20 protein-coding genes are annotated in these 19,051 nt (G+C 60.9%); 10 read left to right on the top strand and 10 right to left on the bottom strand.

Annotation, left to right across the window (positions count from 1 at the left end; genetic code table 11):
* Positions 1-38: 38 nt before the first annotated feature.
* Together J3P89_RS09120 and J3P89_RS09115 are read right to left on the bottom strand one after the other, a co-directional pair.
* Positions 39-890 carry a TIGR03915 family putative DNA repair protein gene (locus J3P89_RS09120; RefSeq protein ID WP_434697323.1) on the bottom strand — a complete coding sequence of 284 codons (852 nt, stop codon included), beginning with the start codon at positions 888-890 and terminating at the stop codon, positions 39-41.
* Positions 887-2,107, bottom strand: coding sequence for a putative DNA modification/repair radical SAM protein (locus J3P89_RS09115; RefSeq protein ID WP_434573140.1), 1,221 nt, complete (start codon positions 2,105-2,107; stop codon positions 887-889). The genes J3P89_RS09120 and J3P89_RS09115 overlap by 4 nt, the downstream gene beginning before the upstream one ends.
* A gap of 169 nt (positions 2,108-2,276) precedes the next feature.
* Between J3P89_RS09115 and J3P89_RS09110 the strand changes: the two genes are divergently transcribed.
* From J3P89_RS09110 to tal, 4 genes are all read left to right on the top strand, one after another.
* Positions 2,277-2,447 carry a YhfG family protein gene (locus J3P89_RS09110; RefSeq protein ID WP_434601288.1) on the top strand — a complete coding sequence of 57 codons (171 nt, stop codon included), beginning with the start codon at positions 2,277-2,279 and terminating at the stop codon, positions 2,445-2,447.
* A complete protein-coding gene (locus tag J3P89_RS09105; RefSeq protein ID WP_434697322.1) occupies positions 2,447-3,046 on the top strand; it encodes a putative adenosine monophosphate-protein transferase Fic in 600 nt (199 codons plus the stop codon). Before J3P89_RS09110 ends, J3P89_RS09105 begins: the two co-directional genes overlap by 1 nt.
* A gap of 67 nt (positions 3,047-3,113) precedes the next feature.
* Positions 3,114-4,100: a tRNA dihydrouridine(20/20a) synthase DusA gene (gene dusA / locus J3P89_RS09100; protein ID WP_434697321.1), complete on the top strand. Its 987-nt coding sequence runs from the start codon at positions 3,114-3,116 to the stop codon at positions 4,098-4,100.
* A gap of 178 nt (positions 4,101-4,278) precedes the next feature.
* Positions 4,279-5,205, top strand: a complete 927-nt coding sequence (gene tal, locus J3P89_RS09095; RefSeq protein ID WP_305500037.1) for a transaldolase — start codon at positions 4,279-4,281, stop codon at positions 5,203-5,205.
* A gap of 199 nt (positions 5,206-5,404) precedes the next feature.
* Here the strand turns inward: tal and rssC are convergent, their stop codons facing one another.
* From rssC to J3P89_RS09080, 3 genes are all read right to left on the bottom strand, one after another.
* Positions 5,405-5,887 carry an anti-sigma factor antagonist RssC gene (rssC, locus tag J3P89_RS09090; RefSeq protein ID WP_305500035.1) on the bottom strand — a complete coding sequence of 161 codons (483 nt, stop codon included), beginning with the start codon at positions 5,885-5,887 and terminating at the stop codon, positions 5,405-5,407.
* A complete protein-coding gene (gene rssB, locus J3P89_RS09085; protein WP_434573055.1) occupies positions 5,887-7,068 on the bottom strand; it encodes a two-component system response regulator RssB in 1,182 nt (393 codons plus the stop codon). The genes rssC and rssB overlap by 1 nt, the downstream gene beginning before the upstream one ends.
* A gap of 346 nt (positions 7,069-7,414) precedes the next feature.
* Positions 7,415-8,104, bottom strand: a complete 690-nt coding sequence (locus J3P89_RS09080) for an MlaA family lipoprotein (protein ID WP_434697320.1) — start codon at positions 8,102-8,104, stop codon at positions 7,415-7,417.
* Between the two features lie 201 nt (positions 8,105-8,305).
* Here J3P89_RS09080 and J3P89_RS09075 point away from each other — a divergent pair, with 201 nt between their 5' ends.
* Together J3P89_RS09075 and J3P89_RS09070 are read left to right on the top strand one after the other, a co-directional pair.
* Positions 8,306-8,926, top strand: a complete 621-nt coding sequence (locus J3P89_RS09075) for an HAD family phosphatase (protein ID WP_434697319.1) — start codon at positions 8,306-8,308, stop codon at positions 8,924-8,926.
* A gap of 109 nt (positions 8,927-9,035) precedes the next feature.
* Complete coding sequence (locus tag J3P89_RS09070; RefSeq protein ID WP_434697318.1) at positions 9,036-9,299, top strand: DUF4404 family protein; 264 nt, start codon at positions 9,036-9,038, stop codon at positions 9,297-9,299.
* Between the two features lie 198 nt (positions 9,300-9,497).
* Here J3P89_RS09070 and queF read toward each other — a convergent pair whose 3' ends face one another.
* Positions 9,498-10,328: an NADPH-dependent 7-cyano-7-deazaguanine reductase QueF gene (gene queF, locus J3P89_RS09065; protein ID WP_434697317.1), complete on the bottom strand. Its 831-nt coding sequence runs from the start codon at positions 10,326-10,328 to the stop codon at positions 9,498-9,500.
* A gap of 168 nt (positions 10,329-10,496) precedes the next feature.
* Between queF and J3P89_RS09060 the strand changes: the two genes are divergently transcribed.
* Together J3P89_RS09060 and J3P89_RS09055 are read left to right on the top strand one after the other, a co-directional pair.
* Positions 10,497-11,177: a heavy metal response regulator transcription factor gene (locus J3P89_RS09060; protein ID WP_434629774.1), complete on the top strand. Its 681-nt coding sequence runs from the start codon at positions 10,497-10,499 to the stop codon at positions 11,175-11,177.
* The gene (locus tag J3P89_RS09055) at positions 11,174-12,520 is read left to right on the top strand and encodes a heavy metal sensor histidine kinase (protein WP_434697316.1); all 1,347 of its coding nucleotides are present in this window, start codon (positions 11,174-11,176) and stop codon (positions 12,518-12,520) included. Before J3P89_RS09060 ends, J3P89_RS09055 begins: the two co-directional genes overlap by 4 nt.
* A 151-nt stretch (positions 12,521-12,671) precedes the next feature.
* Here J3P89_RS09055 and J3P89_RS09050 read toward each other — a convergent pair whose 3' ends face one another.
* The 3 genes from J3P89_RS09050 to J3P89_RS09040 form a co-directional block, all read right to left on the bottom strand.
* Positions 12,672-13,916 (bottom strand): lipoprotein-releasing ABC transporter permease subunit, encoded by a 1,245-nt coding sequence (locus J3P89_RS09050; protein ID WP_434629769.1) that lies wholly within the window; start codon positions 13,914-13,916, stop codon positions 12,672-12,674.
* Positions 13,917-13,977: 61 nt separating this feature from the next.
* Complete coding sequence (lolD, locus tag J3P89_RS09045; protein ID WP_162843734.1) at positions 13,978-14,661, bottom strand: lipoprotein-releasing ABC transporter ATP-binding protein LolD; 684 nt, start codon at positions 14,659-14,661, stop codon at positions 13,978-13,980.
* Between the two features lie 7 nt (positions 14,662-14,668).
* The gene (locus J3P89_RS09040) at positions 14,669-15,919 is read right to left on the bottom strand and encodes a lipoprotein-releasing ABC transporter permease subunit (protein WP_305500020.1); all 1,251 of its coding nucleotides are present in this window, start codon (positions 15,917-15,919) and stop codon (positions 14,669-14,671) included.
* A gap of 94 nt (positions 15,920-16,013) precedes the next feature.
* On the opposite strand from J3P89_RS09040, the gene J3P89_RS09035 reads away from it, so the two are divergent.
* A complete protein-coding gene (locus J3P89_RS09035) occupies positions 16,014-16,604 on the top strand; it encodes a PilZ domain-containing protein (RefSeq protein ID WP_305500019.1) in 591 nt (196 codons plus the stop codon).
* Positions 16,605-16,606: 2 nt separating this feature from the next.
* Positions 16,607-17,329: a glycerophosphodiester phosphodiesterase gene (locus J3P89_RS09030; protein WP_003199672.1), complete on the top strand. Its 723-nt coding sequence runs from the start codon at positions 16,607-16,609 to the stop codon at positions 17,327-17,329.
* Positions 17,330-17,371: 42 nt separating this feature from the next.
* Here the strand turns inward: J3P89_RS09030 and sthA are convergent, their stop codons facing one another.
* Positions 17,372-18,766 (bottom strand): Si-specific NAD(P)(+) transhydrogenase, encoded by a 1,395-nt coding sequence (gene sthA, locus J3P89_RS09025; RefSeq protein ID WP_245142796.1) that lies wholly within the window; start codon positions 18,764-18,766, stop codon positions 17,372-17,374.
* Between the last annotated feature and the right edge of the window lie 285 nt (positions 18,767-19,051).

The raw sequence follows: 19,051 nt of genomic DNA, 5'->3' as shown, positions 1-19,051 counted from the left end.
TCTAAGAAACACTGGTTCACTCGGAACAAGGCGCCGCCTTAAACCGGTGCCTCTACCACGCCCCCTACGACAATCCGCTTACCCATCTTCTCCCCCACCTCCAACGCCTGCCCATCCCTCTGCTTCCCCTGCCGCGCCTGCCCCACCAGTTGAGGAATCAATTCCCCTTCAGGCAAATGCTTCCAGAACCGCCCGGGCATGTGCTGGCGCAACGCGGTCGGGTTGAGCCTCGCCGGGTTGAAGATGTGCCTGTAATAGGTGCGCCACAACTCGGCGCCGGGGTCTTCGGCGTGGCGGGCCCATTGTTGCCATTGCGCGGGGCAGTGGCGCTGGTAATCCAGCGATTGGCCGTCGAAACGAATACCGTCGCGAGGCGTTGCAATCAGCCAGCGTTGCCGACCAAGCCGCTCGGCAAAATGGCCGCTCGCGCTCTCAAGGATGTCGTGCGCCGGCTGGTGGAACGCCACCAGGTCCAACTGCAATTGATCGGTCAGGGCTGGCGACAAGGGAATGAAGCGCACGAAGGCGTGCAAGTGATGAGCCTCGCGACTGACTTGCTTGATGCGCCGTTGCAACTCGCTGCCCAGGCGATCGCCCGCGAGCATGGCGGTGCGGTCGCCATGCGCTACGCGCCAGAGCACTTCGTACAACAGGTTCCAGCGCTGTTCGCCGTGATAACGACTGGCCTGTTGCAACTGGCTCAACAACGCTGCCGGGACGCGAGTGCGGAACGGACCCGGGCCTTGCGGCAAGGGCGTCGGCATTGCCAACAGATCGGCCATGGGGCCCTGGGCCCAAGCCACATCACAGGGGTCTATTCCGTGACCAAGCAACGTCCGGGCTTGGTCGCGCCAGATGGCGAAATCGTCATCGCAATCCAGCGCGATCATCCCCACAGCCCCATTTGCACAGGTCTTTGCGGATCGCGCAAACGTGCCCGCAGCAAGCCGCTGCGCGTTTGCGCGTCAGCGGGCCGGTAATCGCTGGTCACAATAAACGGGCGGGCCTTTTCCAGCACGCAGCGCAACTGCACCAGATCGTCATACCGAATCCGCCGCTCCCTGCGCAGCGTCACCAGGCGCTGCACGCTACGCAGGCCGATCCCGGGAATGCGCGCCAGCAGCGCCGGCTCGGCACGGTTGAGGTCGAGTGGAAACACATCGCGATTAGCCAGCGCCCAGGCCAGCTTCGGGTCGATGTCCAGGTCCAGGTTGCTGGACGTGTTCAACAGTTCGCCCGCCTTGTAGCCGTAGCCACGCATCAGGAAGTCGGCTTGATACAGCCGATGCTCACGCAGCAACGGCGGCGCGGCGAGCGGCACACTGGCGGGGCTGTCGGGAATCGGACTGAAGGCGGAATAGTAGACCCGCCGCAAACCATAGCCCTGGTAGAGCGACTCGGCGTTGCTCAGGATGGCATGGTCGTCGGTGGCATCCGCTCCCACGATCACCTGGGTACTCTGCCCGGCCGGCGCAAAGCGCGGCGCCCGCGGCTCGCCAGCCACCGCCTGCTGACCGTCATGGATGGTGCCCATGGCCTGACGAATCGTGATCAATTGCTTTTCCGGCGCGAGGCGCTTGAGGCTCACCTCGGAGGACAGTTCGATGTTCACACTCAGGCGATCCGCTAGCCGACCCGCCTCCTCGATCAATAGCGGATCGGCATCGGGAATGGTCTTGAGGTGAATATAGCCTCGGAATTGATGCTCCTCCCGCAGCAAGCGCGCCACGCGAACCAGTTGCTCCATGGTGTAATCGGCCGAGCGAATGATGCCGGAACTCAGGAACAGCCCGCTGATACAATTGCGACGATAGAAATCCAGCGTCAACCGCACCACTTCCTCCGGCGTAAAGCGCGCCCTCGGCACGTTGCTGGAACGACGGTTGACGCAATACTGGCAGTCGTACAGACAGAAATTGGTCAGCAGCACTTTGAGCAGCGAGACACAGCGCCCATCCGGCGTGTAGCTATGGCAGATCCCCATGCCATCCGTGGCCCCAAGCCCGTCGCGACCACGCGAACTGCGCTTGGGCGCCCCACTGCTGGCACACGACGCGTCATATTTGGCGGCGTCTGCAAGAATGCCGAGCTTGGCGATGAGCTGCATGGAGAATTCCCGAATACTGGATGCATGAACAGTATTTGGAGATACGCCGATATGCAAGCCCCGTTGGTCAATCCGTTTGCCGATGGAAGACTGAGCCCGACCGCGACATAGGCCTTGCCGGGGCGATGGGCTATAATTCGCCAACCAACGCGATTCGAGGTCCACCCCGATGGGCACTGTCAGCCTGGAAACAAAAAAGGCCTACGCGGCCAGGACTCGCCGGTCCAACTACGCGGCCAGCCTGCGCCTGGAAGGGTTCAAGGTGTCTGCGCAAGACAGCGAAGACAAGCTGCCTTCCCGTGAGGAAGTCCTGAAGACCTTCACCAAGACTCGAGCCTGATGCCCGACAAATACGGCGTCGGCGAAGACGCCTATTGTTATCCGGGCTCCACGGTCCTGCGCAATAAACTCGATATCCGCGATGAACAGACCTTGAGCGAAGCCGAACAACAGCTCTCGGCCATCGCTGCGAGCCATGTCGAATTCAACCCTCCTCCTTACAGCCTGCCTTATTTGCAGAATATTCATCGAGCGCTGTTCTCGGACCTGTTCGAATGGGCCGGAGCGCTGCGGACCGTTGGCATGGCCAAGCAAGCCACGCGTTTTTGCCAACCTGAATACATGGAAAAGGAAGCCAACAAGATATTCGCCAACCTGGCGGCGTCGAACTGGTTCGAGGGATTGAGCAGAACAGAGCTGATCATCGCCGTGGCAGATGCCTATTCCGATATCAACATCATCCACCCATTCCGCGAAGGCAACGGCCGCGCCCAGCGCATCCTGTTTGAACACCTCATCATGAATGCCGGATTCGAGATCAGTTGGTGGGGGATCGATAAGGACGAATGGATCGACGCCAATATCGCGGCTTATAACTGTGTGCTGGCCCCCATGGAGGCGGTTTTTGAGAAGTGCATTGGGGAAATGATTCAGACCTGAGCCGCGGACAGTTGCACTTCATCACTGATAAACTGCGCCGATCCGCCCTTCTGATCCAAATTCCCCAATGCCTTTACACGCCGCTCCGCTGTCCCGCCGCTTTTCTGTTGCACCCATGATGGACTGGACTGACCCCCATTGCCGCTACTTCCTGCGCATCCTCTCCAAACACGCCCTGCTCTACACCGAGATGGTCACCACCGGCGCCCTGCTCAACGGTGATCACGAGCGTTTCCTGCGTCACCACGAAACCGAGCACCCGCTGGCCCTGCAATTGGGCGGCAGCGTTCCCGCCGACTTGGCCGCCTGCGCCCGAATGGCCGAGGAACATGGCTACGATGAGGTCAACCTCAATGTAGGTTGTCCGAGCGACCGGGTGCAGAACAACATGATTGGCGCCTGCCTGATGGGCCATCCGGGGCTGGTGGCCGATTGTGTGAAAGCCATGCGTGATGCGGTGTCGATTCCAGTGACGGTGAAGCATCGGATTGGAATAAATGGTCGAGACAGCTACGAACAATTGTGCGATTTCGTCGGGACAGTGCGTGAGGCCGGGTGCGGCAGTTTTACCGTGCATGCGCGAATCGCCATTCTGGAGGGGTTGTCGCCCAAGGAAAACCGCGACATTCCACCGCTACGTTATGACGTGGTGGCGCAGCTGAAGGCTGACTTCCCTGAGCTGGAAATCGTCCTCAACGGCGGGATCAAGACGCTGGAGGCGTGTCATGAACACCTGCGGACGTTCGACGGGGTGATGCTCGGACGCGAGGCATACCACAACCCTTATCTGCTGGCCGAAGTGGACCAGCAATTGTTCGGCAGCACTGCGCCGGTCATCAGCCGCGCCGAGGCCTTGGCGCAATTGCGGCCTTATATCGCCGCCCACTTGGCGGCTGGCGGCGCCATGCATCACATCACCCGGCATGTGCTGGGGCTGGGCACGGGGTTTCCGGGGGCGCGGCGGTTCCGGCAGTTGTTGTCGGTGGACATTCACAAGACCAAGGATCCGTTGGCGCTGCTGGATCAGGCCGGGCAGTTGCTTGAAGGGCGTTAACCATCACTTGCTTTGAACCTGCGCGCTGTTTTGGCATCGTATCTACCGATAGTTGCCCCGGCCTTTCAAACAGCCGTTTCCGGGTTGTTGCCGCTGGGGCCATCGATACCTCTTCACGCCCTTGAGTGGCTGCCGGCCCTCGGGTAATGTCAACGGACCCATAGGACAGAGCACGCTCATGACTTCCAAGCTGGAACAACTCAAGCAGTTCACTACCGTCGTGGCCGATACCGGCGACTTCGAAGCCATCGCCCGCATCAAACCGGTGGACGCCACCACCAACCCTTCCCTGCTGCTCAAGGCTTCGGCCATTCACGGTTATGCCGAGCTGCTGAACGCCTGCGTGGCGGATTGCAAGGGTGACGTGGGCCTGGCCAGCGACCGTTTTGGTGTAGCGGTCGGGCAAGAAATCCTCAAGGTGATTCCGGGGCGCATCTCCACCGAAGTGGATGCACGCCTGTCGTTCGACACCGAGGCCATGTTGAAGCGCGCCCATCGCTTGGTCGACCTGTACGAAAAGGCCGGTGTGGGCCGGGATCGCGTGCTGATCAAGATCGCCTCCACCTGGGAAGGCATCCGCGCCGCCGAGCAACTGGAGCGCGAAGGCATCCAGTGCAACCTGACGCTGCTGTTCTCCTTCGCCCAGGCCGCGGCCTGCGCCGACGCCGGTGTGTTCCTGATTTCGCCATTCGTGGGCCGTATCTATGACTGGTACAAAAAGGCCAACGGCAATGACTACACCGGGGCCGACGATCCCGGCGTGCAGTCGGTGACGCGCATCTACAACTACTACAAGGCCAATGACTACAAGACCGTGGTCATGGGCGCCAGCTTCCGTAATCTCAACCAGATCGAGCAACTGGCCGGCTGCGACCGCTTGACCGTCAGCCCCGAACTGCTGGAAAAACTGGCCGCCGACGAGGGCAAGCTGGAACGCAAGCTGGCGCCTGGCCAGGCCGGGGAAGCGCGCCTGAGCCTCAATGAGGCGCAGTTCCGCTGGTTGTCCAACGAGGATGCCATGGCAACCGAGAAACTGGCTGAAGGCATTCGTCAGTTCGCTCGGGACCAGGAGAAGCTGGAAGCGTTGCTGCAAGCCAAGCTTTGAGCTGAACCGGCGGCATGCAAAAGGGCGAACCTGGATGGGTTCGCCCTTTTTTGTTCTGTTTGGCTCAAGAGATATGGCGGATCGATAAACGCCATTGCGAGCAAGCTCGCTCCCACAGTTTCTGACCGAGTCCAACCTTGATCCCTGTGGGAGCGAGCCTGCTCGCGAAGGCCTCAGCTCGGTCTACAACACCCAGGAATCAGGGCCGCTCCAACGCACTCACCAGGTCATGGAACGCTTCACGATTGGAGTCGTTCAGCCCCATGAGGATCTTGTGCGCTTCAAGCACCTTGATCCGCACGTCCTCTTCGGACTGGTCCTGATCAGGGAGATCATCCAGGCATTCCGGGCATGGCACCGGATCGCCGACGATGTTGAACACCTGATCGAAGCCCATCGACTGCAGCAAACGGGTAATGTCGTTGTGGGTGGTGACAACGGTCGGCAGCAGGCCGACCTTTTGCCGCGACAGGATCGACAATTTGGCCAGCAGGCCCAGGGTGGTGCTGTCGATGCTGCGGGTTTCGGTCAGGTCGATCACGATGGCGTTGAAGTTCAACGCGGTGAAGATCTTCTCGATTGTCGCATCCAGCGCCGAACACAAGGTCAGGCGCACTTCACCGACAAACTTCAGGACGAAGGTGCCGTCCTGCTCGGCGAACTGGATTCTACCGGTACTCATCAAAGATTCCTGCTCAACACTAACAGGGCGATATCATCCGGCATCTCCCCTAGCGTGGCTAATCCAAACACTTGCCGCAGGCCTTCCAGGCTGCCGCCCGCCGCACTTACCCGTTCAGGCAAGGCCGCTTCTTTCTCTTTGAGTGTAGGTTCCGACAAAAGGTCCAGAATGCCATCAGACATCAGCGTCAAGCTGAAAGCCGGAGGCAGTTCCAGCACGTGATCTTCATAGGTGGCCTCGTTGAACAGGCCTACCGGCAAGCCACGCCCTTCCAGGTAACGAACACTGTCAGGTGTGTACAAAACGGGCAACGGCAGGTGACCGCCGATGCTATACGTCAACAAACCAGTCTCCTCGTCGATGACTCCACCGACCATCGTGACGTGTTTGCCCAGCTTACAACTGATCAGGCCTCGGTTGATATGCCCAAGGACCTCCGAGGGCTTGAATTCGGGCAACGTACCATTGCGCTTGGATTCGAACAGCAGGCGCGTGGTCATGAACTTCAGCAGTACGGTCACGAATGCCGACGAAGCACCGTGTCCGGAAACATCCGCCAGGTAGAAAGCCACTCGGCGCTCATCGACCCGGAAATAATCGACAAAATCACCCGACAGGTACAACGACGGGATGATCTGGTGGGCAAAACGGAAACCGTCGACGGTCCAAGGGCTGACCGGCAGCATGTTCATCTGCACCTGACGCCCGGCGTTCTGGTCTTCCTGCAACAGGTTCAGGCTGGCTTCCAGCTCACGGTTGGCCGTTTCCAGCTTCTCGCGATAGCGCTGGTTCTCGACCAACAGGCGCGAGCGGTCCAGGGCTCGACGCACCGAATGCTCGAGCACGGCAAGGTCTTCGAGGGGCTTGATCAGGTAATCCGCCGCGCCCAGGCGCAATGCCTCGACCGCGTCGTTCATCACCCCCGCGCCCGACACCACGATCACCGGAGTCTGTGACGACAGCTCGGTGACCTGGCGAATGAGTTCGAGTCCGCCCATCTGCGGCATGCGCAGGTCGCAGATGACCAGGTCGGGCTTGTCCTGCTCGAATACCTGAAGACCCTGCTGGCCGTTGCTGGCCTGCAGGACGCTGAAACCACTGTCTTCCAAGTAGGCTGCGAGGCTGGCTCGCACCACTTCGTCATCATCGATTATCAGCAGCGTGGCACTGGTTTTTGGCATGTGGGCAAACGGCGCCAGAATTAGGTTGGCGTAGGGGGCTGGGCAACTGGGCCTGGCACGCACTACTGGATTCGCTTTCTAGCCTCTCTGTCGTACAGGTTTCAGGCGTTTGCCCTACACGCATATACATCAGAGGTGCCCTTCTAAGGCGCAGACGGTACTCCCATCCGCGGGGCGTTTCAAGCTCATGCAGATAGCCCGCTCGAGCTCTTTATTTGTCAAAGCACAGAGAGTTATAAGAACCGAGCGAAGCGTAACTCAATGGAAGGTTGATTCCGGCTCTGGACAAAAGCCAAAGCACGAAAGGCGGCCTTTCGGGCCGCCTTTCACATTCAACCGGCCGAAATCAGAAATCGTCTTCGACCTGACCATCCTTGACCTTGAATTCACGGTTCTGCAGGAAGGCGTTGCGCAGGAACACATACTTGTCGCCACTGACCATTTTTTCGGCCGACAACAGGCTGGCGCGGGTGTCGACGATGTTCAGGCCCCAGATCGAATTACGCACCGAGACGTTGTCGATGTAGGGGTATGGGGTGGCGTAGCTGTCGACCAGCTTGGCCGGCGCATCACGCAGAGTGCTCGGCCCCAGCAGCGGCAGCATCAGGTAGGGTCCGCTGCCCAGCCCCCAGTATCCCAGGGTCTGGCCGAAATCTTCGTCGTTGCGCTGCAGCCCCATCTGGGTGCCGACATCGAAGAAGCCCAGCAGGCCGAACGTCGTGTTGAAGATCAACCGGGCAGTATCGACCCCGGCGGCAGCCGGCTTGGCTTGCAGCACATCGTTGGCCAGGTTGCCGACGTCACCGATGTTGCGAAACACGTTGTGGATGCCGTCTTCGAGGAACTGCGGCGTCACATACTGGTACCCCTGGGCCAGCGGCTTCAGCGCGTAGGTGTCGATGGTGTCATTGAAGGTGAATATCGGACGGTTGACGCTTTCCCAAGGATCTTCTTCCGTGGCGGCGTGAGCGGCGAACGGCACCAGCAGAACGCTGGCAGATAGACACAGCTGAGCTAGACGATGGCTCCAGCGCATAGGGAAAAACTCCTTGGATTATTCAGGCAAGGGCGCCGAGCCCAGGCGGTAAGGTGGCTAGTATAAGGCGGAACGCGTGGATAGGCAGCACAGAAAAAGGAAGCTCTCCGTAGGAATTTTCCATACGGGTCGCCTTCATCCCACTGTAACCGGACTGTCATCGTGCCTCGTTAGGCTGCGGGTTATTTCAAGGACGTCCACATGCCCCGCGCCGAAACCAAGCCCCTCCCCGCCCCCAGCCTGACGGCCGTCCTGTTTGGCCTCAGCGGATGCCTGGTTGATTTCGGCTCGCGTGCTCGTCAGCCAGGGATTATGCCGGCCGAGCACACGCAACTTACACCCGGGGCGTTGGAAAGCCTGCAACGCCTGCGGCAGCTCGACATCCCCTGCGCCTGGCTTGACGAATTGCCACCCGCCATCAGCCGCGGGTTGGCGGCCTCACTGCCGGCATGGGTGAAATCTCCGCAACTTCCTGCAACAAATAATCCGTGGCCAGCGCCCCATGCCTGTTGGCAAGCCCTTATGGCGCTGGATGTCAGGCAACTGGATGGCTGCGTATTGGTCAGCGGCGAACCGAAGCTGTTGCAGTCGGGGCTAAACGCCGGTCTATGGACCATCGGGCTGGCATCCTGCGGCTCGCTGTGCGGCCTTACGCCCGCCGAATGGCAAGCCTTGAGCCAGCAGGAACGGGAAATCAAACGGGCCAAGGCCACCGTGGAGTTGTTCGGCCTGGGCGTGCATTCGGTGATCGATCACCTGGGCGAACTCGATACCTGCCTGGCCGATATCAGCCTGCGTCGCCTCAAAGGCGAGAAGCCGTGACCAGGATCATGCAGGGCGCTTGAGTGTGGATTACTCTTAAGGCAAGCCACGGACTTTTGACGCAGCGTCGCGGTCCATGGCAGTGCCTATCAATAAAGGGAGTACGCCAATGCCTGCCCGCGAATTGCAAGAACAGCTCAACAAACTGCGCGAGCAATTGGAACAGAACCCGCCGCTGTCCGAAGCCGAACGTACTGATCTGCACGCATTAATGCAGCAGATCGAGCTTGAGCTTGAACTGGAAACCAGAACACAGGACTCCAACATCGCTGACACCGTCAACCTCGCCGTCGACCGCTTCGAGCTGGAGCATCCAACGATCGCCGGAACACTGCGCAATATCGTTAACACCTTGGGCAGCATGGGGATCTAAGCCCGTCAAACGCCAAAAGCCCTGCTATCGCCAGCAGGGCTTTTTAGTATCTGCATATTGAAATGCAATCCACTGTGGGAGCGAGCCTGCTCGCGAAAGCGGTGTGAAAGTCAGCAAATGTGTTGAATGTACGGCCGCCTTCGCGAGCAGGCTCGCTCCCACAAAAGTCCTTCCACAAGAACTCTTCAGCAAGAAATTTTATTGCCGAACCAGACGCTGGTTCGGCAGTTGCACATCCTCGGTGCTGCGATACGGATTGATATCCAACCCACCCCGGCGCACATACCGCGCATATACCGTCAATTTCTCCGGCTTGAGCAAGCGTTGCAGGTCTAGGAAGATCCGCTCGACGCACTGCTCATGGAAGTCCGAATGCTGGCGGAAGCTGACGATGTAAGCCAGCAGACTGGCGTGGTCCAGCGCCGCGCCGCGATACTCCACCGCCACGCTGCCCCAGTCCGGCTGGCTGGTTACCGGGCAGTTGGACTTGAGCAGATGGCTGTGCAGGCTTTCCTCGACGATACGCGATGCATCGCAACGCAGCAGCTCCGGACGCGGGTGCTCGTAGGAGTCGACAGTGATGTCCAGGTCGTCAACGCAGACACCGGGTAATGCAACGATGCCTTCGCTCTCGACATCCTTGAGGCTGCGAATCCGCACACCTACCGGCTTGCCCGCCGCGGCGGAAAGGTCCTGGCGCAGCGTGGCTTCCAGGCTCGCGCTGTCGTTGAACGAGGTCTGGTTCAAGGAGTTCAGGTACAACTTGAAGGACTTGGATTCGATGATATTTGGCGAATCCGCCGGGATCGCGAATTCACCGATGGCGACAACCGGCTTGCCGGACGGCAGCAGCCATGACAGCTCGAAACAGTTCCAGAAATCCACGCCCTTGTACGGCAGGGTCTCGGCCGTCAGGCCCAGTTCCGCCCATTTCGCGGTTCGCGGGATCGGAAACAGCAGTGACGGCGTGTACGTGGCGATGTATTCGCTGGATTTGCCCAGCGGCGAGTGTTCGGCTGCGGGATGCATGACGGAAACCTGACTGAAGAATCAGCGGATTCTACCAGCCTTTACGGTTTCCTTGAGCGCTTGCTCCCCCAACTGGCTTGCAGTTGCATTACAACTTTGTCAGCTTGCCCCATGACACCATGCGCCACGGTATAACGCCCACGTTCAAACACAGCCTTGAGCCCGACCATGAAACTGCTGATCGTCGAAGACCAACTGAAAACCGGCCAATACTTGCGCCAAGGCTTGAGCGAAGCCGGGTTCAACGCCGATCTGGTGGCTGATGGCAGCACCGGCCAGCAACTGGCCGTGAGCGGTGAATACGCGCTGTTGATTCTTGACGTGATGCTACCCGGCCGCGATGGCTGGCAGATTCTGCAAGCGGTGCGCGGCGCCGGGCTGGACACGCCGGTGCTGTTTCTCACCGCGCGGGATGCGATAGAGGATCGTGTGCATGGCCTGGAACTGGGTGCCGATGATTACCTGATCAAGCCCTTCGCCTTTTCCGAACTGCTGGCCCGGGTGCGCAGCCTGCTGCGCCGAGGCAGTTCGGCGGCCCAGGAAACCAGCCTGCAACTGGCGGACCTGCGGCTGGACTTGATCCGGCGCCGGGTAGAACGCGGCGGCAAACGCATCGACCTGACCGCCAAGGAATTCGCCCTGCTGGAGATGCTGCTGCGGCGCCAAGGCGAGGTATTGCCAAAGTCGTTGATTGCCTCACAAGTCTGGGACATGAATTTTGACAGTGACACCAATGTCATCGAGGTGGCGATCCGGCGTCTGCGGATCAAGATCGACGACGAGTTTCCCGACAAGCTGATCCACACCGTGCGCGGCATGGGCTATGTCCTTGAAGAGCGCAACCTGTGAGTCGCCGATGGTCGCTGAGCAATCGGCTGGCGCTGCTTTTCGCCGCCTGCACCGCCATCGTGTCGTTGTTTGCCGGCGTGCTGTTCAGCCGCGGCAGCGAGGCGCACTTCATCGAACTAGACCAGCAGTTGCTCGAGGCCAAATTGACCGGCGTGCGCCGCGCCCTGCAAGATGGCCCCAACCCCGAGGCGCGCCTGGCGGACGAGTTGAGCCGCCAGCCGGACCTTGCCTTGCGCATCAAGGACCGCGATGGCGTGCGCTGGCATGACAGCTCGATCCGCCTGCCGGTCCAGGTGCCCGAACGGCCCGGCCTGTCGACCCTCAACGACACCGACAATGACTACCGCGTATTAAACGCGCCGCTGGATCCCAATCGTGCGGATTCGCCCCAACTGACACTGCTGCTGGACATCACCCACCACCAGCATTTCCTGCAACGCATGCAGCGTCTGATCTGGCTGACCGTCGGCCTCTCGGCGCTGGCGACCGCCCTGCTTGGCGCCTGGGCCGCCCGGCGTGGCTTGCGCCCCCTGCGCCGTATGGGCGCCATTGCCAGCAGCGTCTCGGCACGTTCGCTCAATGCTCGACTGCCAGAAGAACACATGCCCGCCGAACTGGCGGAACTGGCCCACAGCATCAACGACATGCTTGGACGCCTCGACGATGCCTTCCAGCGCCTCTCCGCCTTCTCCGCCGACATCGCCCATGAGCTGCGTACGCCGTTGTCGAATCTGCTGACCCATACCCAGGTCACTCTCACCCGCGAACGCTCGCTGGACGACTATCGCGAAGCCCTGCACAGCAATCTCGAAGAGCTGCAATGGATGGCACAACTGGTCAACGACATGCTTTACCTGGCCAAGGCCGACCATGGCTTGCTGGCCGTCCAGCGCGAACCGCTGGAGCTGGCGCTGGAAACGGACCTGCTGCTGGAGTTTTTCGCGCCACTGGCCGAAGACGCCGAGGTAAAGCTGAGCCGCGAAGGGAACGGACGTATCGAGGGCGACCGCAGCATGCTGCGCCGCGCGCTGTCCAATCTGCTGGACAACGCCCTGCGCTTCAGCCCCGGTGGTGGCGAGGTGCGGATACGGATTGTCGACGGGCCGCAGACTGTGCGCATCGATGTGGAAAACAGTGGCGGGGAAATTCCGGCGGCGCTGCTGCCGCGCCTGTTCGACCGTTTTTACCGCGCCGACCCGGCTCGCCAGGAAGGCAGCAGTGAACACGCCGGGCTGGGGCTGGCCATTACCCGCTCGATTATCCGCGCCCATGGCGGGGATATCCGCTGTGAATCGGCCGATGGCTGGACGCGGTTCGTGATCGAGTTGCCCAAGGATAATTAGGCCGGACTCAACCCCTGTGGCGAGGGAGCTTGCTCCCGCTGGGCTGCGCAGCAGCCCCAATCTCACTAGTGATAGGAGGAGTTTAGATTTTTGGGAGCGCTGCGCACTCCAGCGGGAGCAAGCTCCCTCGCCACGGGGGCTTCCCGCGTTATCAGGAATACCGCAACGCCTGCGCAGGTTCGATCTTCGCCGCGCGCCAGGCCGGGTATACGGTGGCGAGGAAGCTGAGGATGAACCCGGCGGAGCAGATCAGCAGCACGTCGCCACGCTGCAGTTCCGACGGCAGGTTGCTGACGAAGTACACATCGGAACTGAAAATGTGCTGGCCGCTGACCCTTTCCAGCCAACCCACCAGCGCGCTGACATTCAACGCCGCAATCACCCCCAGCACCCCGCCGATCAACGTGCCCACCACGCCGATCACCGTGCCCTGGACCATGAAAATCGCCATGATCTGCCGCGGCGTGGCGCCGATGGTACGCAGGATCGCGATGTCCGCGCCCTTGTCGTTCACCACCATGATCAACGTGGCGATGATGTTGAACGCCGCCACCGCGACGATCATCAATAGCAACAGGCCGATCATGGTTTTTTCCATTTTCATCGCACTGAACAGACTGCCCTGGGTGTGGGTCCAGTCGTCAGCCTTGTAGGCCGCGCCAAGCCCGCTGGCGATGTCACCGGAGACTTTCGGCGCTGCGTACAAATCTTTCACCGCCAGACGCACGCTCTGTACCTGGTTCGGTTGCCAATGCTGCATCTGCGCGGCGTCGGCCAAGTGAATCAGCGCCATGGAACCGTCCAGCTCGGCGCCGACCTTGAACACCCCCACCACATTCAGTCGTTGCATCCGCGGGGTGATGCCCCCCGGCGCGGTGCTGACTTCCGGCACGATCAGGGTCACCTTGTCGCCGACATTCAAGCGAAAGCGCCGCGCGGTGATCTCACCGATCACCACGCCGAACTCGCCGGGCTTCAAGGCATCGAGACGCCCCTGGACGATGTGCTGGGCGACAATCGAGACCTTGCCTTCCTGGGCCGGATCGACGCCGCTGATCTGGATCGGCTGCATCGAACCTTTATGGCTCAACATCCCTTCCATCTCGGTGAACGGCACCGCAGCCGTCACTTCAGGATTTTTTAATGCCGCGGCGGCCACCGGTTGCCAATCGTCGATCGGGTTGACGCCGACGATAGTGGCGTGAGGCACCATGCCGAGGATGCGCGAGCTCATTTCGCGCTGGAAGCCGTTCATCACCGACAACACGACAATCATCGCCAACACGCCAAGGGCGAGGCCGATCATCGAGGTCATGGAAATGAACGAGACAAAACGATTGCGGCGCTTGGCGCGGGTATAGCGCGTGCCGATGAAAATCGATAACGGTCTGAACATTCGCTGGGCACCGTATGAAATAAAAGACCCGGCGCCGTATCAGCTACCGGGTTTTGGTCGGTCAGATCGGCGTCAGGCAACCTTCCTGCAAATGCAGGACGCGGTCCATCTGTCGAGCCAGGTTCATGTCGTGGGTCACCACCAGGAACGCCGTGCGCATCGAGGTGCTGAGTTCCAGCATCAAGTCCTGGATGCCTTGCGCGGTATGGGAGTCGAGGTTGCCGGTCGGCTCGTCGAGCATCACCAGCCCAGGCTTGTTGACCAGGGCCCGGGCAATCGCCACGCGCTGGCGCTCGCCGCCGGACAGCTCGGCCGGCTTGTGCTCCAGGCGATGGCCCAGTCCCACCCGCTCCAGCAACGCCGTAGCTCGCTGGCGGGCTTCAGGAATTGCGGTGCGGCCGATCAACAGGGGCATGCAGACGTTTTCCAGCGCGGTGAACTCGGGCAGCAGATGGTGGAACTGATAGACGAAGCCCAGGGAGCGGTTACGCAACAGGCCGCGGGCCTTTTCGTTCAGCGCCGAAAGCTCTTCGCCCGCCAGCCAGACACTGCCAGCGGTCGGCGTATCGAGGCCACCGAGCAAATTCAACAAGGTACTTTTGCCCGAGCCGGAAGTCCCGACGATCGCCACGCGCTCACCGGGGTGCAGCTCCAGTTGCAGGCCCGACAACACCACCACCGATTCCGGGCCTTCCTCGTAGGACTTGCCCAGGTTGCGGCAGCTCAAGATTGCTTTTTCACTCATGCCCGACTCACTCATAACGTAACGCCTCCGCCGGCTGGGTGCGCGCGGCACGCCAGGCTGGATACAGGGTGGCGAGGAAACTCAGGATCAACGCGGCGCCGCAGACCATCAACACGTCATCGGCCTGCAACTGCGAGGGCAGGTAGTCGATGAAGTACACGTCGGCGTTGAGAAACTTGTGCCCGATCAGCCCTTCGAGGGCGGCAATCGCGGCGCTGACATTCAGTGCGGCGAACATCCCTACCAAGGCGCCTACAAACGTGCCGATGACGCCGATGACGGTGCCCTGGACCATGAAGATCCGCATGATCTGCCCCGGCGTGGCGCCGAGGGTGCGCAGGATGGCGATGTCGCCTTTCTTGTCGTTCACCACCATCACCAGCGTGGAGATAATGTTGAACGCCGCCACGGCGACGATCAGCAACAGGAGCAGGCCGATCATGGCTTTTTCCATACGGATCGCCTGATACAGGTTGCCATGGGTGCGGGTCCAGTCGCGGGCGTAATAACGGTCTTCGCCGAGCTGCTGGGCGATGTTCCACGCCACGCGCGGCGCCTGGAACAGATCATCGAACTTCAACCGCAGGCCCTGGACCTGATCCGGCTTCCAGCGATGCAGACGCGCGAGATCCTGGAGGTTGGTCACCCCCAGGTAACCGTCCAGCTCGCCGGCGCCGACATGAAAGATGCCGACCACGGTGAAGCGCTTCATGCGCGGGAACATGCCGCCTGGAGTGACAGTGACTTCCGGCGCGACAAACGTCAGCTTGTCACCGATGGCCACGCCGAGCTTGGTCGCCGCCTTGTCGCCGATCACGATACCGAAGCTGCCCGGCGCGAGGTCGTCGAGTTTGCCCTGCCGCATGAAGTTGTCGATGATCGACACCTGCCGCTCCAGCCCGGGATCGATGCCATTGAGCAAGACCTTGGAGACCTTGCCGTCGTTGGTCAGCAACCCCTGCATCTGGGTGAAAGGCGCAACGGCCAACACCTGCGGGTTCTGCTTGACCTTGGCGGCCAGGCTTGGCCAGTCGCTGATGGCTTCGCCGGTTTCGAGGGTCGCGTGGGGCACCATGCCGAGCACGCGGGTGCGCATTTCATGGTCGAAGCCGTTCATGACCGACAGCACGACGATCATCACGACCACGCCAAGGGCAAGGCCGATGATGGACGTCAGGGAAATGAACGATACGAAATGATTGCGACGCTTTGCACGGGTATAACGCGTGCCGATGAATACGAAGAGAGGTCTGAACATGTCGGGGCTTGTTCGGAGGGAAAAGGAACGTCCTTGTGGCGGGGGTCACAAACCAGCTTTACACTCAGACCACCGCCGCTACCATGGGTTCGCCATGTCGACATTAGATGAAGAAGATCGCCGCGAATACTACCGTATCGAGGACACGATCGCACTGGAAATTCGGCCCCTGTCCATTCCTGAAGCAGCCAGCCAGGAAGTGTTGCAGGATGAGTCCCCACTGTTCAACCTGCTCAGCGAGCTGCACCTGAGCGAGTTCGAATCACAACACCTGTTACGCCAGATCAGCGAGCGCGAGCGCAGCATCGCGGCCTACCTCAAGGCCATGAACAAACGCATCGACCTGCTCAGCCAGGTCATCGCCGTAACGGTGCTCGGCGAAATCGGCGATCCCCAGCCGGTGATCATTTCCGAAGGCGGCATCGATTTCCAGTACCCCAGCGCCATTGCCGTCGGCGCGCACCTTTCGGTCAAGCTGGTGCTGATGCCCCAGGCCCTGGGGCTGTTATTGCGTGCCCGCGTCACCCATTGCGACCCCAAGGGCAACGGTTATGACGTAGGCACCGAGTTTGAGCACCCGACCGACGCCCAGCGCCAATTGCTGGCCCGCTACATCCTGCAGAAGCAGGCGCAGGAACGGCGCCTGGCCCGGGAACTGAATGAATCTGGCATCGATAAGGAATAACCGTGACCCTCATTTATGGCCACCGCGGCGCCAAGGGCGAAGCACCGGAAAACACCCTCACCGGTTTCCAGGAATGCCTCAAGCACGGCGTACGCCGTTGCGAGCTGGACCTGCACCTGTCCATGGACGGCGAGTTGATGGTGATCCATGACCCGACCCTCAAGCGCACCACCGATCGCCGGGGCAAGGTGGTCGAACACACCGCTGCTGAACTGGTGACTTATGACGCGCGCAAGGGTGGCCCGGGCTGGATCAAGCCGTGCCCGATTCCACGCCTGGAAGAGTTGTTCGAGAAGTGTGATTTCGAGCACTGGCAACTGGAGGTGAAAAGCGCCTCACGCACCCGCGCCGCCGCCACCGTGCTGGGCATCCGTGAAATGGCCCAGCGCTTCGGCCTGCTGGACAAGATCACCATCACTTCCAGTTCCCGGGAAGTGCTCAAGGCCGCGCTGGATCTGACGCCGGACATTTCCCGTGGACTGGTCGCCGAATACGCCTGGCTCGACCCGTTGAAGGTCGCCCAGAGCTATGGCTGTGAGATTCTGGCGCTGAACTGGACCCTGTGCACGCCGGAACGCCTGATCAAGGCGCAGCGCCAGGGGCTGCATGTGTCGGTATGGACCGTCAACGAGCCCGCGCTCATGCGCAGGCTCGCCGACTTTGGCGCTGACAGCCTGATTACAGACTTTCCCGGTTTGGCCACCGCCACCCTCGAGAATTGCTGAAATCGGTCTCCCCGGCCGGCTCAGGCCACCGGCCGGAGCCGCTCAAAAAAGCCGGTTGAGCCCGTCGTAGGCCGCTACCCGATAGGCTTCGGCCATGGTCGGGTAGTTGAACGTGGTGTTGACGAAGTACTTCAACGTGTTCAGCTCGCCCGGCTGGTTCATGATCGCCTGGCCGATGTGGACGATTTCCGAGGCCTGGTAGCCGAAGCAGTGCACGCCCAGCACTTCCAGGGTCTCGCGGTGGAACAGGATTTTCAGCATGCCTTGCGGCTCGCCGGCGATCTGCGCCCGCGCCATGCTCTTGAAGAAGGCCTTGCCGACCTCGTAAGGCACCTTGGCCTGGGTCAGCTCCTGCTCGTTCTTGCCGATCGAGCTGATCTCCGGAATGGTGTAGATGCCGGTCGGCACGTCATTGACGAAACGCCAGCTGCCGTTGTCGACGATGCTGCCGGCGGCCGAACGGCCCTGGTCGTGGGCGGCACTGGCCAGGCTCGGCCAGCCGATCACGTCACCGGCGCCATAGATGTTCGGCACGCAGGTGCGGTAGTTCTCGTCGACCTCGATCTGGCCGCGGCTGTTGACCTTCACGCCGATGTTTTCCAGGCCCAGGGTGTCGGTGTTGCCGGTGCGGCCGTTGCACCAGAGCAAGGCGTCGGCCTTGATCTTCTTGCCGGACTTGAGGTGCAGGATCACACCGTTGTCCACGCCTTCGACGCGCTCGTAATCCTCGTTGTGGCGCACGGTGATGTTGTTGTTGCTGAAGTGGTAGCTCAGGGCCTGGGAAATTTCCGAGTCCAGGAAGCTCAGCAACTGCCCACGGTTGTCCACCAGTTCCACCAGCACGCCCAGGCCGCTGAAGATCGAGGCGTATTCGCAACCGATCACGCCGGCACCGTAGACGATAAGTTTGCGCGGGGTATGCCCCAGGCTCAGGATCGTGTCGCTATCGTAGATACGTGCGTGGTTGAAATCGATGTCCGCCGGGCGATACGGACGCGAGCCGGTGGCGATGATGATGTGCTTGGCCACCAGTTTCTCGACTACGCCATTGCCGCAGACCACTTCGACCGTTTGCTCGTCGGCGAAGCTGCCAGTGCCGAAAAACACGTCCACACGGTTACGGGCGTAGTAGCCGGTACGCGAGGCCACTTGCTTGGAAATCACCTTCTCGGCGCTCTTGAGCACGTCCGGGAAGGAGAACCAGCGCGGCTCGCCGATTGCCCGGAACATCGGGTTGGTGTTGAACTGCATGATCTGCCGGACCGAGTGACGCAAGGCCTTGGACGGGATGGTACCCAAGTGGGTGCAGTTGCCGCCAACCTGCCGACGGCTGTCGACCATCGCCACCTTGCGCCCTGCCTTGGCGGCGTTCATTGCCGCACCTTCCCCCGCCGGGCCGGAACCCAGTACCACCACGTCGTAGTTGTAGACAGCCATGCGTACTCCTCAGAACAGGCCGCGATGCCACAGTTGGCACCGACGGCTAAATCATGCCGGCCGGCGGCATGAAGGAACAATTTGGGACCGGTTCACGCGCCCGGCCACAGTCTATAGAAGCGTCAACGCCGCGCACATTACCCCTTGGTCGCGTCGTAGGCTAGTTTTGCCTGCGCTATTTCGCCACAGGTGGGCTTTCATAACCCTGTCAGCATTGCGTGACAATCATCTCAAGTTCAACTGAATCATCGTGGCGAGGGAGCTTGCTCCCGCTGGGCTGCGCAG

It is taken from the genome of Pseudomonas sp. Z1-14 (genome assembly GCF_051132005.1).
GTDB lineage: Bacteria > Pseudomonadota > Gammaproteobacteria > Pseudomonadales > Pseudomonadaceae > Aquipseudomonas.
This window is presented reverse-complemented; position numbering and strand designations above follow the sequence as displayed.

Bases quoted from the DNA above. Each gene is read 5' to 3' on its own strand.
- J3P89_RS09120 (WP_434697323.1), bottom strand. From the start codon at position 890: ATGATCGCGCTGGATTGCGATGACGATTTCGCCATCTGGCGCGACCAA.
- J3P89_RS09115 (WP_434573140.1), bottom strand. From the start codon at position 2,107: ATGCAGCTCATCGCCAAGCTCGGCATTCTTGCAGACGCCGCCAAATAT.
- J3P89_RS09110 (WP_434601288.1), top strand. From the start codon at position 2,277: ATGGGCACTGTCAGCCTGGAAACAAAAAAGGCCTACGCGGCCAGGACT.
- J3P89_RS09105 (WP_434697322.1), top strand. From the start codon at position 2,447: ATGCCCGACAAATACGGCGTCGGCGAAGACGCCTATTGTTATCCGGGC.
- dusA (WP_434697321.1), top strand. From the start codon at position 3,114: ATGCCTTTACACGCCGCTCCGCTGTCCCGCCGCTTTTCTGTTGCACCC.
- tal (WP_305500037.1), top strand. From the start codon at position 4,279: ATGACTTCCAAGCTGGAACAACTCAAGCAGTTCACTACCGTCGTGGCC.
- rssC (WP_305500035.1), bottom strand. From the start codon at position 5,887: ATGAGTACCGGTAGAATCCAGTTCGCCGAGCAGGACGGCACCTTCGTC.
- rssB (WP_434573055.1), bottom strand. From the start codon at position 7,068: ATGCCAAAAACCAGTGCCACGCTGCTGATAATCGATGATGACGAAGTG.
- J3P89_RS09080 (WP_434697320.1), bottom strand. From the start codon at position 8,104: ATGCGCTGGAGCCATCGTCTAGCTCAGCTGTGTCTATCTGCCAGCGTT.
- J3P89_RS09075 (WP_434697319.1), top strand. From the start codon at position 8,306: ATGCCCCGCGCCGAAACCAAGCCCCTCCCCGCCCCCAGCCTGACGGCC.
- J3P89_RS09070 (WP_434697318.1), top strand. From the start codon at position 9,036: ATGCCTGCCCGCGAATTGCAAGAACAGCTCAACAAACTGCGCGAGCAA.
- queF (WP_434697317.1), bottom strand. From the start codon at position 10,328: ATGCATCCCGCAGCCGAACACTCGCCGCTGGGCAAATCCAGCGAATAC.
- J3P89_RS09060 (WP_434629774.1), top strand. From the start codon at position 10,497: ATGAAACTGCTGATCGTCGAAGACCAACTGAAAACCGGCCAATACTTG.
- J3P89_RS09050 (WP_434629769.1), bottom strand. From the start codon at position 13,916: ATGTTCAGACCGTTATCGATTTTCATCGGCACGCGCTATACCCGCGCC.
- lolD (WP_162843734.1), bottom strand. From the start codon at position 14,661: ATGAGTGAAAAAGCAATCTTGAGCTGCCGCAACCTGGGCAAGTCCTAC.
- J3P89_RS09040 (WP_305500020.1), bottom strand. From the start codon at position 15,919: ATGTTCAGACCTCTCTTCGTATTCATCGGCACGCGTTATACCCGTGCA.
- J3P89_RS09035 (WP_305500019.1), top strand. From the start codon at position 16,014: ATGTCGACATTAGATGAAGAAGATCGCCGCGAATACTACCGTATCGAG.
- sthA (WP_245142796.1), bottom strand. From the start codon at position 18,766: ATGGCTGTCTACAACTACGACGTGGTGGTACTGGGTTCCGGCCCGGCG.